The organism is Candidatus Bathyarchaeota archaeon A05DMB-5, assembly GCA_019685655.1.
Taxonomy (GTDB): Archaea; Thermoproteota; Bathyarchaeia; order Bathyarchaeales; family Bathycorpusculaceae; genus DSLH01.
In genome coordinates this window covers 434,921-449,326 of sequence record JABFQP010000001.1, presented here as the reverse complement: position 1 = coordinate 449,326, position 14,406 = coordinate 434,921, and the positions used below count along the sequence as shown (strand labels likewise).

General features: G+C 40.9%; 14 protein-coding genes. 12 read left to right on the top strand and 2 right to left on the bottom strand.

From position 1 onward, the window contains the following. Positions 1 to 41 precede the first annotated feature (41 nt). The 9 genes from HM003_02530 to HM003_02490 all read left to right on the top strand — a co-directional run bounded on the left by HM003_02530 (position 42) and on the right by HM003_02490 (position 9,039). Positions 42 to 893, top strand: a complete 852-nt coding sequence (locus HM003_02530) for an ATP-binding cassette domain-containing protein (protein MBX5328218.1) — start codon at positions 42 to 44, stop codon at positions 891 to 893. Then, the gene (locus HM003_02525; protein ID MBX5328217.1) at positions 890 to 1,714 is read left to right on the top strand and encodes an ABC transporter ATP-binding protein; all 825 of its coding nucleotides are present in this window, start codon (positions 890 to 892) and stop codon (positions 1,712 to 1,714) included. Before HM003_02530 ends, HM003_02525 begins: the two co-directional genes overlap by 4 nt. Further along, complete coding sequence (locus tag HM003_02520; GenBank protein ID MBX5328216.1) at positions 1,711 to 2,499, top strand: energy-coupling factor transporter transmembrane protein EcfT; 789 nt, start codon at positions 1,711 to 1,713, stop codon at positions 2,497 to 2,499. The genes HM003_02525 and HM003_02520 overlap by 4 nt, the downstream gene beginning before the upstream one ends. A gap of 125 nt (positions 2,500 to 2,624) precedes the next feature. Beyond that, entirely contained in the window at positions 2,625 to 3,155 is a 531-nt protein-coding gene (gene hxlB / locus HM003_02515; GenBank protein ID MBX5328215.1) for a 6-phospho-3-hexuloisomerase, read from the top strand. A 270-nt stretch (positions 3,156 to 3,425) separates the two neighbouring features. After that, positions 3,426 to 4,988: a type II/IV secretion system ATPase subunit gene (locus HM003_02510; protein ID MBX5328214.1), complete on the top strand. Its 1,563-nt coding sequence runs from the start codon at positions 3,426 to 3,428 to the stop codon at positions 4,986 to 4,988. Further along, positions 4,985 to 5,983 carry a hypothetical protein gene (locus HM003_02505; GenBank protein ID MBX5328213.1) on the top strand — a complete coding sequence of 333 codons (999 nt, stop codon included), beginning with the start codon at positions 4,985 to 4,987 and terminating at the stop codon, positions 5,981 to 5,983. The genes HM003_02510 and HM003_02505 overlap by 4 nt, the downstream gene beginning before the upstream one ends. Positions 5,984 to 6,009: 26 nt before the next feature. Next, complete coding sequence (locus HM003_02500; protein MBX5328212.1) at positions 6,010 to 6,804, top strand: type II secretion system F family protein; 795 nt, start codon at positions 6,010 to 6,012, stop codon at positions 6,802 to 6,804. 20 nt (positions 6,805 to 6,824) lie between these two features. Further along, the gene (locus HM003_02495) at positions 6,825 to 7,235 is read left to right on the top strand and encodes a hypothetical protein (GenBank protein MBX5328211.1); all 411 of its coding nucleotides are present in this window, start codon (positions 6,825 to 6,827) and stop codon (positions 7,233 to 7,235) included. Then, positions 7,207 to 9,039 (top strand): hypothetical protein, encoded by a 1,833-nt coding sequence (locus HM003_02490; GenBank protein MBX5328210.1) that lies wholly within the window; start codon positions 7,207 to 7,209, stop codon positions 9,037 to 9,039. The genes HM003_02495 and HM003_02490 overlap by 29 nt, the downstream gene beginning before the upstream one ends. 4 nt (positions 9,040 to 9,043) lie before the next feature. Here HM003_02490 and HM003_02485 read toward each other — a convergent pair whose 3' ends face one another. Next, positions 9,044 to 10,024, bottom strand: coding sequence for a hypothetical protein (locus HM003_02485; protein MBX5328209.1), 981 nt, complete (start codon positions 10,022 to 10,024; stop codon positions 9,044 to 9,046). Between the two features lie 562 nt (positions 10,025 to 10,586). Between HM003_02485 and HM003_02480 the strand changes: the two genes are divergently transcribed. The 3 genes from HM003_02480 to HM003_02470 all read left to right on the top strand — a co-directional run bounded on the left by HM003_02480 (position 10,587) and on the right by HM003_02470 (position 13,953). Continuing rightward, positions 10,587 to 11,396, top strand: coding sequence for a hypothetical protein (locus tag HM003_02480; GenBank protein MBX5328208.1), 810 nt, complete (start codon positions 10,587 to 10,589; stop codon positions 11,394 to 11,396). Between the two features lie 63 nt (positions 11,397 to 11,459). After that, on the top strand, positions 11,460 to 12,707 hold the full coding sequence (locus HM003_02475; GenBank protein MBX5328207.1) for a molybdopterin molybdotransferase MoeA: 1,248 nt from the start codon (positions 11,460 to 11,462) through the stop codon (positions 12,705 to 12,707). Continuing rightward, positions 12,700 to 13,953 (top strand): hypothetical protein, encoded by a 1,254-nt coding sequence (locus HM003_02470; GenBank protein MBX5328206.1) that lies wholly within the window; start codon positions 12,700 to 12,702, stop codon positions 13,951 to 13,953. Before HM003_02475 ends, HM003_02470 begins: the two co-directional genes overlap by 8 nt. On the opposite strand, the gene HM003_02465 is transcribed toward HM003_02470, so the two are convergent. Beyond that, positions 13,950 to 14,315, bottom strand: a complete 366-nt coding sequence (locus HM003_02465) for a hypothetical protein (GenBank protein ID MBX5328205.1) — start codon at positions 14,313 to 14,315, stop codon at positions 13,950 to 13,952. The genes HM003_02470 and HM003_02465 overlap by 4 nt on opposite strands. Between the last annotated feature and the right edge of the window lie 91 nt (positions 14,316 to 14,406).

The window sequence follows — 14,406 nt, the reverse complement described above, 5'->3', positions numbered from 1 at the left end:
CCAAAACAATCGCTAAAAAAGCTGGCAGGCGCCCGAAAAGAATGGCAATAATTGAAACAAAAAATCTTACATACACATATCCAAGCGGAACAAAGCCTTCCATTAGAGAAGTCTCTATAAAAATAGAGAAAGGTGAATTCACCCTTATAACAGGTCCGAGCGGTTGTGGAAAAACAACCCTCTGCAGATGCTTTAATGGGCTGATTCCACATTTCTACCATGGCGAATTAAAGGGAGAAATAACCATTGCTGGATTAAATGTTATTGAACATCCAATTCACGAATTAGCAAGGCATGTGGGGCTTGTCTTCCAAAATCCAGAAAACCAATTGTTTGCGTTATCTGTTGAGAAAGATGTTGCTTTTGGATTAGAAAACCTTGGAGTCCCAAGGGAAGAGATGCGCAAGAGAGTTGACTGGGCTTTAAATCTCACGGGTATATATGATTTGAGGGAAAGGGCTCCTCACGAACTTTCTGGTGGACAGCAGCAGCGTGTCGCCATAGCATCTATTTTGGCAATGCAACCCGAGGTGATAGTATTAGATGAGCCAACATCCTTCCTTGACCCATTAAGCGCGAAGAAAATATTCGCAGTAATTTACGAGTTGAACAAAACGCTTGGAATAACTGTTGTGTTAGTTGAGCATAGACTTGATTTAACTGCCAGATACGCAGACCACATAATTATAATGGATGAAGGAAAAGTAGTTTTAGACGGAAAACCGCGCGAAATATTAAGCTCTGAAGAAACACGCTTGATAGGAGTTGGCATTCCAAAAGCAACACGCCTTTACCAAATTCTCAAAAAAGACGGAGTGAAACTCAGCAACACAATTCCGCTTTCCTCAGATGAAATGGCTAGTCTATTGAAGGAGGCTTTTAAAGCGCAATGATTGAAGCTAAGGATGTTTACTTCTCTTATCCGAATGGAGTAGAAGCTCTAAAAGGCGTGTCGGTAACAATTGAAAACGGCGAGTTTATAGCCATAATGGGACAAAACGGTGCTGGAAAAACCACTCTTGTCAAACATTTTAATGGACTCCTCAAACCAACCAAAGGAAACGTGTTTGTGGATGGCATGGATACAACAAAAGTCAGCGTAGCAACACTAGCAAGAAACGTGGGGTTTGTTTTCCAAAATCCAGACCACCAGCTTTTCAGCGAAACAGTTGAAGAGGAAATAGCTTTCGCACTGAGAAATTTCGGCTTTAAGGAGAGTATTCTAAAGAGAAGGGTTACGTGGGCTTTGAATCTTCTAGGCTTGACACAGTATCGAAAAACATCGCCCTTCATGCTCAGCGGAGGAGAAAGAAAACGCGTAGCCTTGGCGTCTGTTTTGGCATGGAACCCGAAAGTGCTAATATTGGACGAGCCAACCATAGGACAAGACTATCAACAAAAAGAGAAACTAAGACAGTTCATTTTGCAAATGAAGGCTCAGAGAAAAACCATAATCATTGTCACGCATGATGTCGAATTTGTAGCAGAATGCAACCCGCGAGTTCTGTTGATGAGAGAAGGAGAAATAGTCGCCGATGGAGAAGCAAGAAAAATACTTACAAACCTTGATGTTTTAACTCAAGCATCCATTGTTCCGCCTCAAATAGCGCAGATTTTTCTGCAGTTATCTGATTTAGGTTTGCCCAGCAACATCATTGATGTTTACGAGGCACGAGAAATATTACTTAAGGCTCTGGAGAAAAAGCAAAAATGAGTGTTTTTGAAGGACTTAAATTCCGAAAAGTCTATTCGCCCATTCACAACTTAGACCCAAGAATAAAGTTTGTGTATGTTTGCGCGATTTTCGCAATCGCGATACTCTACGGCGAACTTATTCCCTTAATAGTGCTTTTCGTAATGCAGATTCCATTTGTTATCTTAGCTGGTGTCAAACGCGAATGGCTCCGTTCAATGCGAGGAGCAATCTTCCTAGCATCAATCATCTTTTTAACAAACTTCATTTTCGCCTACTTCGGAGGACGAAAACTCTCAGAAAGTCTTGAAGGCGCATCCGCTATGACTCTGCGCTTTATTGTGCTTGTTGAGTCGTTCTCAATCTTTTTCTTAACAACGTCGCCAGACCACTTAGGCTTAGCATTAGAACAAGCACATGTGCCTTACGAATTCTGTTTTGCTTTCACCACAGCTGTGCGTTTCGTTCCAGTCTTAGCTGAAGAAGCTCAAACAATAATGGACGCTCAAAAAGCACGAGGATTAGAACTTGAACGTGGCAATTTTCTGAAAAGAATCAGAAACTACATTCCAATTCTAATACCTCTAATTGTAAGCGCAATCCGCAGAAGCCTCGAATTAGCAGAAGCAATGGAATCACGAGCATGGGGAGCCACGAAAAAACGCACAAACCTATACGTGCTTAAGATGCACAGAGGCGATATGATACTGATAGCACTAACCATTCTTATTTTAGCAACCGCAATCTATGTTCGCCTATTTTTCAAAATCCCATCATTAAATCAACTTTTAGGAAGTTTACTTTAAACCGCAAGACTTTTAATGTAGGCGCAAATGTAAAGGGTTTTCGGAGTTAAAAGAAGTTGAAGTTGCTGAAAGCGGCAGCAGAAGAAATTCTCGAAGGCATAAAACGCTCTATTGAAGAATTAAACATGAAAGAAGTGGAGCGACTAATCGAACTTCTACTTCAAGCAAAAGACAGAAAAATCTTCATAGTAGGCATGGGAAGAAGCGGATTCGTCGCCAGAGCCTTTGCATTACGCTTAATGAACCTAGGCTTCCACGTCTATTTCCTAGGTGAAACAATCACACCAGCCGCAGAAAAAGGAGACATACTAATCGCAATTTCAGGAACAGGCACAACAAAAATGGTTCTAACTGCAAGCTCAGCCGCAAAAGAAATCGGCGCTACAGTCATAGCAATCACATCCTTCCCTGAATCGCAGCTGGGACAAATTGCAGACCACGTCGTAACAATTAAGGGAAGAACAAAGACCGGTTGGCCAAAAGAAGAAGACTATCTTGCTAGACAAATTATTGGTGAACGCGAGCCATTAACTCCTCTGGGAAGTGTGTTCGAGAACAATTGCATGGTTTTCCTTGACAGTCTAGTCGTAGAGTTGATGCATCGGTTAGGAACAACTGAAGAGGATTTAAAGCGAAGACATGCAACATTGGAATGATTGTTGGGAGTGTGCATAACATCCGCGCTAAATGGAAAAAGAAAAGGATGCGTAAACAGAAGAAGAAACGACAGAAGAGACGGGCAAGATACAAGTAGCTTAAGCTTTGGTGTTTTTTTCTTTCGTGTGCGAGAGATAGCAGTGGATGTATTTTGGTAGGAGTGTTAAGCATGCTCAAGATTGAACATGCATATACCTTATTAAGACTTACTACACACTATATTCATGAAAAACTACTCAATACTCTAAGCGAAGGAGACAACGCCAACTTTGAAACAAGAAACACCACAAACTCCGAAAACACTAGAAGAGACAGAAGTAGCTGTAATACTAAAAGAAGAAAAGAAGAAACCCACAGTTTTTCGAGAAGCTTATCCCATACAAGAACCCTATGTTTACGCTGCCATAGTAAAAGATCCAGAAACTCAAAAAACACTCTATGAAGTCGTAGAGCCAACGCTTCAAAAAGAAGAAGAAAAACGTCTAAAAGAGCTGAAAACCTTCTTAATGGAAGAAATAGACGTAAATCTAAAAGATATTGAAACTAAAGAAAAAGCAGAGAACTACTTGAGGCAGAAGACGAAGGAGATAATCAAAAAATATCGAATGAAAATACCGTCAGAAGCCGTCGACAAACTCACATATTACATGATACGAGACTTCATAGGCTACGGAAAAATAGACCCATTAATGAAGGACCACTTAATCGAAGACATCTCAGCAGACGGAGTAAACATACCAATCTACGTTTGGCACAGGCTTTACGAATCGTTGCCTACTAACATAATATTCAAGGACGAAGCAGAATTAAACTCCTTCATAATTCGCTTGGCATATTTATCTGGAAAAAACATTTCAATCGCATCTCCAATTTTGGATGCCTCACTTCCAGACGGAAGCCGCATACAACTAACTTACGGGAACGAAGTGACACGAAGAGGTTCAACGTTTACCATTAGGCGTTTCAGAGTTGACCCTCTTACGGTTTCAGACTTAATTGCATTTAACACGATTTCCTCGGAAATGGCTGCCTATTTGTGGTATATCATAGAAAACAGAGCTTCAGTCATTGTCGCCGGTGGTGTAGCATCCGGAAAAACAACCATGCTAAACTGTTTATCCATGTTCATTAAGCCCGAAATGAAAATAGTAAGCGTAGAAGACACGCAAGAACTCAATCTTCCTCATGAAAACTGGATACCTTCCGTTGTAAGATTAGGCTTTGGGCATGAAGATAAAAAAAGTGGCACAATAACCTTGTTTGACTTGTTGAAAGCTGCCGTCAGACAAAGACCAGATTATATTATTGTGGGCGAAGTGCGAGGAGAAGAAGCCTACACGCTGTTTCAAGCAATGGCGACAGGCCATCTGGGAATGAGCACGATACACGCTGAATCAGTTGAAGCAGTAATAAATCGTTTAGAATCTGAGCCAATGAACATTCCAAAATCGCTCATAAAAATGGCTGATGTCATAATGGTCATGACGAGAACAGAGATTCAAGAAAAACCAGCAAGAAGAGCCAGCACAACGGCGGAAGTTGTGGAACTTGACCGAAAAACAAAGAACATACTGACTCAAGAAGTGTTTCACTGGAACCAAAAAGAAGACAAGTTCATCTTTTCCGGCAACAGCACCATTTTAGACAGGCACATGAAAAAAACAGGGATAAATGAAGAAGACATTAAACGCGAACTGCACCGTAGAAAAATTGTTTTGGAATGGATGGTTAAGGCCGGAATTCGCCGTCACTCCGACGTTGCAAACGTGATTCGAGAATATTACGCAAACCCAAACCGTGTTTTCCAAAAAGCGAGAGTGGGACTGAAATGAGCAACAAAGCTTACGAGAATGTCAAGAAACTCTGGAACCGCTTCAAAGCAATGTGCAAATTGCCAACAGCAACTTCAGCGCAGAAAAAAGAGTTGCAAACGAAGAAGAAATTTACGTTAAGAGAACCGCATTTTGTAGCTTACCAGCTTATTGGCGGAAAGACAGAGCGTATTTTGCCACTCTTCAGAGATTTAGATTCAAGTTTGCAAAGTGCTGGACTGAAGATTTCATTTAAGGCATACGTTAGCTTAACAATCTTAACAGCAATGTTGATTTCTGTAGCCATGCTAATTTTTGTCCCGTTTTTGTTCATTCTTCTTTTTAACATGCCTTTTTTACCAGCGCTGCTGTTTGGCGTCGGAAGCGGCTTGTTTGCCGATGCCTTTTCAGTTATCGGATTCTACTTTTACCCTATTTACCGTGCAGATAAACTTAAGAGAGAATTGGAAGACGAGTTGCCTTTTACGGCTGGTTACATGGCAATTCTCGCCAGTGCCGGAGTTTCTCCAGAAAGAACCTTCTATTCATTATCAAATCTAAGCGTTCCATTAGCCGTTTCTACAGAAGCCAAAGACATCGTTAGAAATGTGAACCTCTTCGGTTTAGACATCATTTCAGCCTTACAAGAAGCATCAAAACGCACGCCATCTAAAAGATTTCATGAAATGTTAGAAGGATTCATTTCAACAATACACTCTGGCAGTAACTTGGCTGCGTATCTTCGAGAGAAATCTGGACAATATATGAAGCTAAAGCGAATAAGTTTGCGCAAGTTTTCAGACACTTTGTCTACTTTGGCTGAGTTTTACGTGGCTTTGCTTGTGACGGCCCCCTTGCTTCTTGTCATTATGCTTGCAGTTATGGCAATGCTTGGAGGAGGCAACTTAGGAATACTAAGTCCGGATCTCATACTACAAATACTCACTTACATTGGGATTCCGCTTGGCTCTATAATGTTCCTGATAATCTTAGATGCGGTTTCGCCTAAGTGGTGATGAAAACGCCAAAGATATCGGATAAAATGAAAAAAATCGTTTGGATTGCATCTGCACTGTCAGCCATCGCCATAGTTTTATTCGCTTACGTCATGTTTTGGGGAACCGCGACATTTGATGAATTCGTGTTTTTTGCAGTTATTACGGGAATTTTTCCCTCAACAGTGCTAAATTATATTGACTATAGATGGAGAAAAGCCATAGACGAAAACCTACCAAACCTTTTCAGAAGCATAGTCCAAGCTCAAGAAACCGGTATGACTCTTCCTCAAGCATTGGAAGAAGCATCCAAAAGAAGTTATGGTCCCCTAACAGCTGAATTGAAGAAAATGAATGCGCAAATATCTTGGGGCATGACATTCGAAGAGGCACTTTTAGCTTTGGGAAAACGTGTAAACACTGTGCTTGTACAAAGAACAGTGCCGCTAATCATAGAAGCAAGTCATTCCGGAGGGCATGTAGAAAAGGTTTTTGACCCGATGGGCAAGTTTATACAGACAACACTTTTGTTAGATAAGGAAAGACGAAACCAAACGAGACCCTACGTTGCCATAATTTATGTAGCCTTTTTCGTGTTTCTTTTCACAATCATATTGCTTTTTAGGTCATTCTTCGTTAGCATAGAAGGCTTGCCTGTGATTGGGACAGGAGTGATGTCGCCACACGAAATGCAACGTATATTTTTCCACATGACAATAATCCAGGCCTTCTTTGGCGGATTGGTTGCTGGAAAAATGGGAGAAGGAACGGTAAACGCTGGGCTAAAACACAGTCTTATAATGATGATTTGTGGCTATGTAATCCTTAAACTGTTTTTGTGAGAGGGAAAAAAATGAGGCGAATGTTAAGGAGATTTTTATGTGATAAGCAGGCTATAACGCCGGTTTTGAGCAATATTCTGCTTATGGTTGTAGCTGTAGGCGTCATGGCAATTGCCACAACAGCAACATATGTCATAACTACTAACTTACGGGAAAACATGAGCGAGCGCGTGGTCATCGAAGATGTATGGTTTAACAATTCAACGGACAACATACGCGTATACCTTCGCAATGTCGGAAAAATTTCTATTCATGTTTCCGCAGTGTATGTTAACCATACTTCACAAGCGTTCACGAATCCTTTCAATTTAGAAATCGAGAAGCACGGCTGGCTCGACATCTCGTACAGCTGGGTTTCTGGCAACCTATACCACATTGATATCGTCACTAATAGGGGGGCTCATGTTGGAGGCTACTATACGGCGCCTTAAACAGAACAGACGCGGCGTAAGCAACGTGATAGTGGTCATGCTGAGCTTAGTGCTAATAGTGATTATAGTTGGCAATGTAGTGCTTTGGAGTTACCAAATGAACCAACTAGACCTAGAAAGGATGCAGGAAACAGTAAACATTACTAGCGTTGCGCGCATCACACAGTCTTCATGGTTTACCACACAAGAAGAATTTTCAATTAATTTAGGCACTAGATTAAATGGCACATACACAGATACGAAAGTCATAGACAATTCTCCAGAAACTTTTAGAGAGGAAATCCCAACCATCCAGTATAATCCATCAAGCTATTCTCTATTGAATTCTACAACTTTTGTTTCTGGCTCTTTAACTGATCTACAAACGAATAATGGCGCGTATATGCAGTTTCGCAGTTACCCTTCAGTATTTTCAGATACCACGGAAACCTTTGGAAATACGGTGGCTGGAACAAGCTCTCGTAATACAGAAAACACTATTGTTGGTTCTATTTTCACTCCCACAAAAGATGGAGAAGCACAAAGCATCACTGCGTATATTCGCATGACATCTAGTTCCAAAAACATGAAATGCGCAATTTATTTACATAGCAACTTGAGCCTTGTAGCGCAAACAGAAGAAAAGGCTGTTCCAGTTAATCCTGCCACTTGGGTCACGTTCAATTTTCTCGCACCTAAACCAATACTTAAGGCAAATACAGAATACTTGCTCGTGGCGTGGTCCTCTTCTGGAAGCGGGTTTTCCTATCTCTACTATTCTTCAGGAGCAACAAATCAAGGGCATTATTTGGGCTCAACTTTTGAAGCAAACTTTCCAAATCCCCTGCCTAATCCCACTCATGAAGCAAGAGCGTACAGCATTTACTGTACTTTCAAACAAGCAACTGAAGAAACCGCTGAGGTCGAGTTCGCCGGCACATCCAACATTGAATCTTGGACAAACTTGACATGGACAATGGATGGTTCCTTCACGACAGACGGAGTAGCCACGACATTTCAACTTTACAATTACCAAACAGGAGAGTATCCAACAAGCGGAGATGGATATATGACAGACATCATAGGCGTAACAGATGTCACCAAAAACCAGACAATAACTACTAACCCAACAAACTTCAGAGATGCCAATGGGAACTGGAAAATAAAAATCAAAGGAGTTAAAGCCGCTTCTACACAGTTTGAACTCAACGTTGATTGGATTGAGTTTAAAACGACAATGTCAGACATTTACAAGTTGTCAATTCGCAATAATTTCACAATAGACTTGTCAACTTACCCGTTAAATTACATTCACGGCATTAAGATAGTGGTTAGATATAACGTTACAGAAAACACGGAAAAATGGTTCTTGAAAGCATACAACTGGAGTTCATCAAACTTCAGCGACAGCTGTTTCAACAACACAGAAGGAAGCCAACCTACGCAAAATGAATGGAACGAATACGCAATTAACATAACTGATAATTGGACAAGCTACATTAGAGATGACGGAACGCTACTTGTCGAATTCACAGATGAAGGCTTAAGCACGCCCCAAACTATAATGGAAGTGGACTTTTTTGCTGTAAGTGCAATAATCAACGGCGCACGTTTAGATTTAAAGAATACAAGTCCACTAACAGCACACATTATCGCCATATGGGTAACCAATTCAACCCTTCATCAACGCCACACTGCAAACTTATTCATAAACGCTGGAGAAGAAAAAACATACACTCGCACTGACATAACCTTGCCAGAAGAAAAATGCATAGTTAAAATTGTAACAGAAAGAGGTAATATCGCAGTTTTTCCGGTTGATTAGCTGCTTATCTCTCCATTTTCTCTTTTAACGTTTTTATAACTTCTTTTTGATTTTTTGCTTCAATTATTTGAATATTATATAATTCCGCCATTTTCTTTCCATTTTCGCTTATTTTCGGGATAGCAATTAAATAGGCATTTTCTGGGGAGACATCAAAAATCTTAGCGAACAACGCGATTACTGGTTGCTCAGAAACAGAATTTTCAGAACTTGTCGCAACATCAATCACTGTTACTTTTCCCTTAGCAGACCCTTCATAAACGACTATGTCAAACATGTGGTTTGCGCCAGACTTACCCTTAAGGAAAGCGGGACTCTCAACTTTAAAGCCACTTTCTGTAAGAAAGTCTCTAATTGGAGCAATTATAACCCAACCAGAAGAAGCTTCTTCTTTCGCTTCTTCTCGCAGGCTGTATGTGTAAATGTCTTTAATTACAGCATCCTCAAATGTGAAGTGCACGTGACAATCTCGACAAAAATGCCCTGCCACCGGAATGTCAAAACTTTTACTACAGTCTTTACAGTTACACCATACTCCAGCCTTTCGATAGTCAACATCCGGTTTTTTTAGTTCCTCATGGCATTTTGGACAAACAAATTTGTTTCCCCTATGGAAATTTTCCTCAATATCCATGTAACCACACTTGACATGCTCAATCAGAGCACTTCTTTGTATGTCAAACGATTTGCAGTACGGACAGCAATAGCGGATGGAAATGTTTACAGAACCACATTTTGGGCAGTAAATGATTTTATCGTAAAGTTTTCTGTCCAAAACCTTGGCTTCGTAGAGTCTATTCAGAAAAGACTCCACGCTTGCTGTATCGCCAACAATTGCCTCAACTATAGGGTAATGGTAACCCAGTTTAGGGTCATAAACGGGTTCAAGCTCGCTTACTTCGCCACTTAAAAATTTGCTTAAGAAAACTTGCGTATTACGGTCCTTGTAGATTTTTAATCTTTCAGCTTTTTCCGTTTTCTGCATTCTCTTCCCAGACTAATTCGTTCTATACCAACAGTTCTTCATATGAAATGGCTTACGATATTTATTAATTGTTTTAGTATTGTTAGAATTTTTGCATAAAAATGTTTGGAATTTTTTAGAAAAGTTTTTAAAATTTTTCTTGAGTGTTGATTTGGGATAAGCGATTTAGAATGGGCGTGCAATCGAAACGTGTAGTTAAATGTCCAAAATGTGGTTTCGCCTTTGATATATCGTATGGTCGAGCATTTGCATGTTGTGGTTGTCCGTCTTCTGTGCAGTGTGGAATGGCCAAGTGCCCTAAATGTGGGCATGAATTTCCATTGTGATAAAGATGGAAATAGACATGCTATGCGTTGAATAATTCCTTGCCTGACAGAATGCTTCATAACTCTATTACCATCCGTAATCAAACATTCACTTTATTCAAAAATAAGAAAATTTAGGCTGTAATAATTCAGAGTTGAAATCGCTAGACAATATGCACAGTCACATTTTTTAATGAGAACTTGCATATTCCAAGAGCACACATAAACATGTTAAGACGAAGCTGATGGTGAGCTAAGTGTCAAGTCAGAAACCTCCAAAACGACTAGTGATTCGTTGGGCAACACTGAAAGGACTAATAGCAATAATTCTATTCCTAATTATAGCTGTCTTAATCGAGTATTTGGTTGTACTTTATGGCATGCGTTTGGGCGTTGAAGAAAAACCGGAAAGCAAGATGTTTGGTTTGATTAGTCCACTCTTCCATTTAGTCCCTGCAGCAGTCGTAATTGCGCTAATGTCAAGTTGGATATACTTGACAAGGCATGCAGCCGTAAAACATCCGGAAATACAGAAAGGAAAAGGCGACTTTAAACACGATAAAAAGCAGAGACTGAGAGGAGTGAGGAAGTTCTTTGGAAGAATAAAATCGGGGTTGCTGAAGGTTAAGGGTATCACGTATGTTTGGCAGAAAATACACTTTGCTCGAGCCACAATAAAAAGTGCCTTAACGATAATTCTGGTTTTTTCCGCATTAATACTACTGGTCTCAGTTTTGGCATATCCGCAACTTATTTACCAGACCATAGTTAGCGTCTACAAAGCAAATCTTGCTCTATTGAACTTTGTGAAAGGCACATCACAAGCTCTGGCGCCACTCGGTGAGTTTTTCGCTGGAGTAAATAATGCTTTATTAGCTGTGGCACCGGGTTTCAGAAATTTTGTCTTGGCTCTGGGTTCTATTTTTGAGCCTTTGGTTCGTTTAGATAGTGTTGGAAAATATTTGGTTTTCCAGAATGTTGCGGCTTGGATAGCTGCTTTGGTAGCGTTGGTTTATGGGCAATATCTGCGGAAAAGTTACCGTTATAGAAAGAGTAGAAGAAGCTAAAGCGTTTTCTTGTTGCGATACATTTTTTATTATTGCTTACAATGCTGTCTTGAGGCATGCGTTTTGGTGCGACTGAAGGGATTCCAAAAGCTGACATCAGTAGATGAGGCATTACAAAATTTCCTTGACACGGTTCAAATCAGGAAACCAAAAACGGTTATTATTTCTTTAGATTTAGCCTTGAATCGCGTCTTAGCAGAAGACATTGTGGCAGAGGAAGACTTGCCAAGATTCGACAGATCAGCGGTTGATGGTTATGCGGTTAAGGCTAAGGATACTTTTGGAGCGTCTCAGTTTAAACCTAAGGTTTTTCAGGTCACTGAAGAAAGGGAAGTGGATGAGGGAGAGGCTAAGCAAGTGTGGACTGGAAATCCTATTCCAAAGGGCGCAGATGCGGTTGTCATGTTGGAAAATACTAAACTAATTGGCGATAAAATAGAAGTTTGGACACCAGTTACACCAGCAGAAAATGTTTCAAAAAAAGGCGAAGATATTGCGAAAGGAGAAATAGCAGTGAAAGCTGGGACTCGATTAAAACCTCAACATTTAGGATTAATTGCTGCTTTAGGATTTTCTAAAGTTAAGGTTTTTGAATCGCCTAAAGTTGCCTTATTAGCCACTGGAAACGAGTTAGTTAGCGTAGGTGAAGAGTTGGGAGAAGGACAAGTTTTTGAGGTTAATAGGCTTGTTCTTTCAGCAATGTGCCGCGAATTAGGCGCGGAACCTATTGATTTGGGAATAGCGAAGGATAACGTTGCTGAGATTGTCTCGAAGTTGAAGGCTGGATTTGCGGCTGATGTGATAATAACTACTGGCGGGACTAGTGTTGGCCTTTCAGACCTTGTTCCAGAAGCGGTAAACAAGCTTGGAAAACCAGGGGTAATCGTTCATGGTGTTGCCATGCGCCCTGCAATGCCAACTGCTCTTGCTGTTGTGGCTGAAAAGCCTATAATCATCTTGTCGGGCAATCCTGTTGCTGCGATGATTGGGTTTGAAGTTTTTGCTAGACCGTTAATCAGTAGAATGCTTGGAATGAAGCAGCAGGAGTTCGGACCAGTCGTGACTGCTAGGGTGACGAGAAAAGTGGCTACGACGTTGGGAAGAAAAACTTTTGTCCGCGTTCGCGTTTTTCAGAAAAATGGAGAGTTTTTTGCCGAGCCAGTGAGTGCAAAGGGGTCTGGAATGATTTCAACTGTGGCCAAAGCGAATGGTTATGTGATTGTCCCAGAGAACCGAGAAGGGCTTACAGAAGGAGAAACTGTCACGGTTTACTTGTTCGGTTATGTAGAGATGGGCGAGACAGATGTTTAGAAAGCTCCTTACGCTGGATGAAGCAAAACAGACTATACTGGAATATTTTAGACCAAAGCCTCTGGGCGTTGAAGAGATTCAATTGTTAGAAGCTTATAATCGTGTTCTCGCAGAAAATGTAATCGCTGATTTGGATATTCCACCTTTTGATAGGTCAACTGTTGATGGTTATGCAGTGAAAGCTGAAGACACGTTTGGTGCGGAAGAGAACAAGCCTGTAAGGCTTAAAGTTTCTGGTGTGGTGAATGTTGGAGAACCGCCAAAAATAGCTGTTGTTTCAGGCGAAGCTGTTGAGATTGTAACTGGAGCGCCTATGCCTAATGGGGCTGATGCTGTTGTGATGGTTGAACACACAGAGCGGAAGAACAGTGAAGTTTGGATTTACAATGCTGTTGTGAAGGATGAAAATGTAATGAAAGCTGGTGCAGATATTAGGGAGGGGGAAACTGTCTTAGAGAATGGACAGGTGCTTGGGTCAAGAGAAATAGGTGTCTTAGCGGCAATTGGAAAAACTAAGGCTAGGGTTTACAAGATTCCACTAGTTGCGGTTCTTTCAACAGGCGCTGAAATTACGGAGCCAGGAAAAGTATTGTCTTTTGGTAAAATCTATGACATAAACGCTTACAGTCTGAGCACTGCAGTGTTGGAAAGTGGCGGAAAACCAGTTTATTTGGGTGTTTTTCCAGATGATAAGGATGAGATACAGAAAGCGTTAAAACATGCTTTGGCATCTGCAGATATGGTCGTAACTTCAGGCGGAGTTTCGGTTGGTCCGAAAGATGTTATGCCACAAACGTTGAATTCGCTTGGAAAACCAGGAGTGATTGTTTGTGGAATCGCGACTAAACCGGGAAAACCTACAACGGTTGCTTTGGTTGATGGAAAACTGGTTTTTTCGTTGCCGGGACATCCAACTTCGGCATTGCTAATTTTTCATTTGCTTGTTCGCCCAATTATTCAGCAATTGGCGGGACGAAAAACAGAAGAACTGTCGACTGTTAAGGCTTTGGCGGCTACAAGAATGTTTCCAGCGAAGGGTAGACGAACGTTTGTTATGGTTAAGTTGAAACGTGACAAGTCAAAGCGGTTGCTTGCAGAACCAGTCCCATCTGGGCTTTCGGGAGCTATTACTACGCTTGCAAAAGCTGATGGTTTCGTGGAGATAGCTGAAAACCAGCAGTTTGTTGATGCTGACGAGGAGGTTTTGGTTCGCCTTTTTAAAGGCTTAGAAGAAAGGTGGTTTTAGCTTTCTAAGGTTTTTCTTTTAGTTGCTATGTATGCTGTGAAAATCCATGTTAGGATTAGGTAAGCAATTGTGCTTATGTCATAGATTAGGTTCTTTCCTAGTGAGGAAATGGACGTGAATATTGTGTAGGCTGAGAAGGTTGTGGCTGTGAAGAAGAGTATAATGACTAGCCATATTGTCCAGAATCGTTTTCTAATTAATCCATACGCTGTTACTATGCTTAGTATGCCGATTATGCTGATGTGTAGTGGGAAATTGGCGAATGGTAGTATGGTGAGGAGTATTATTCCGGCAATTATGTAAAATGCGGATGCGGCGTACATTCCCATGTTTTCCGTGGTAAATTTTGATTTGATGGACATTCAATCACAGCTCTTTTTAAAGATGCATTGACACTAACATTAATAAATTTAATGTTTTCTTGGCAAGCTATTAAAGAAGTGGATTAGCTTT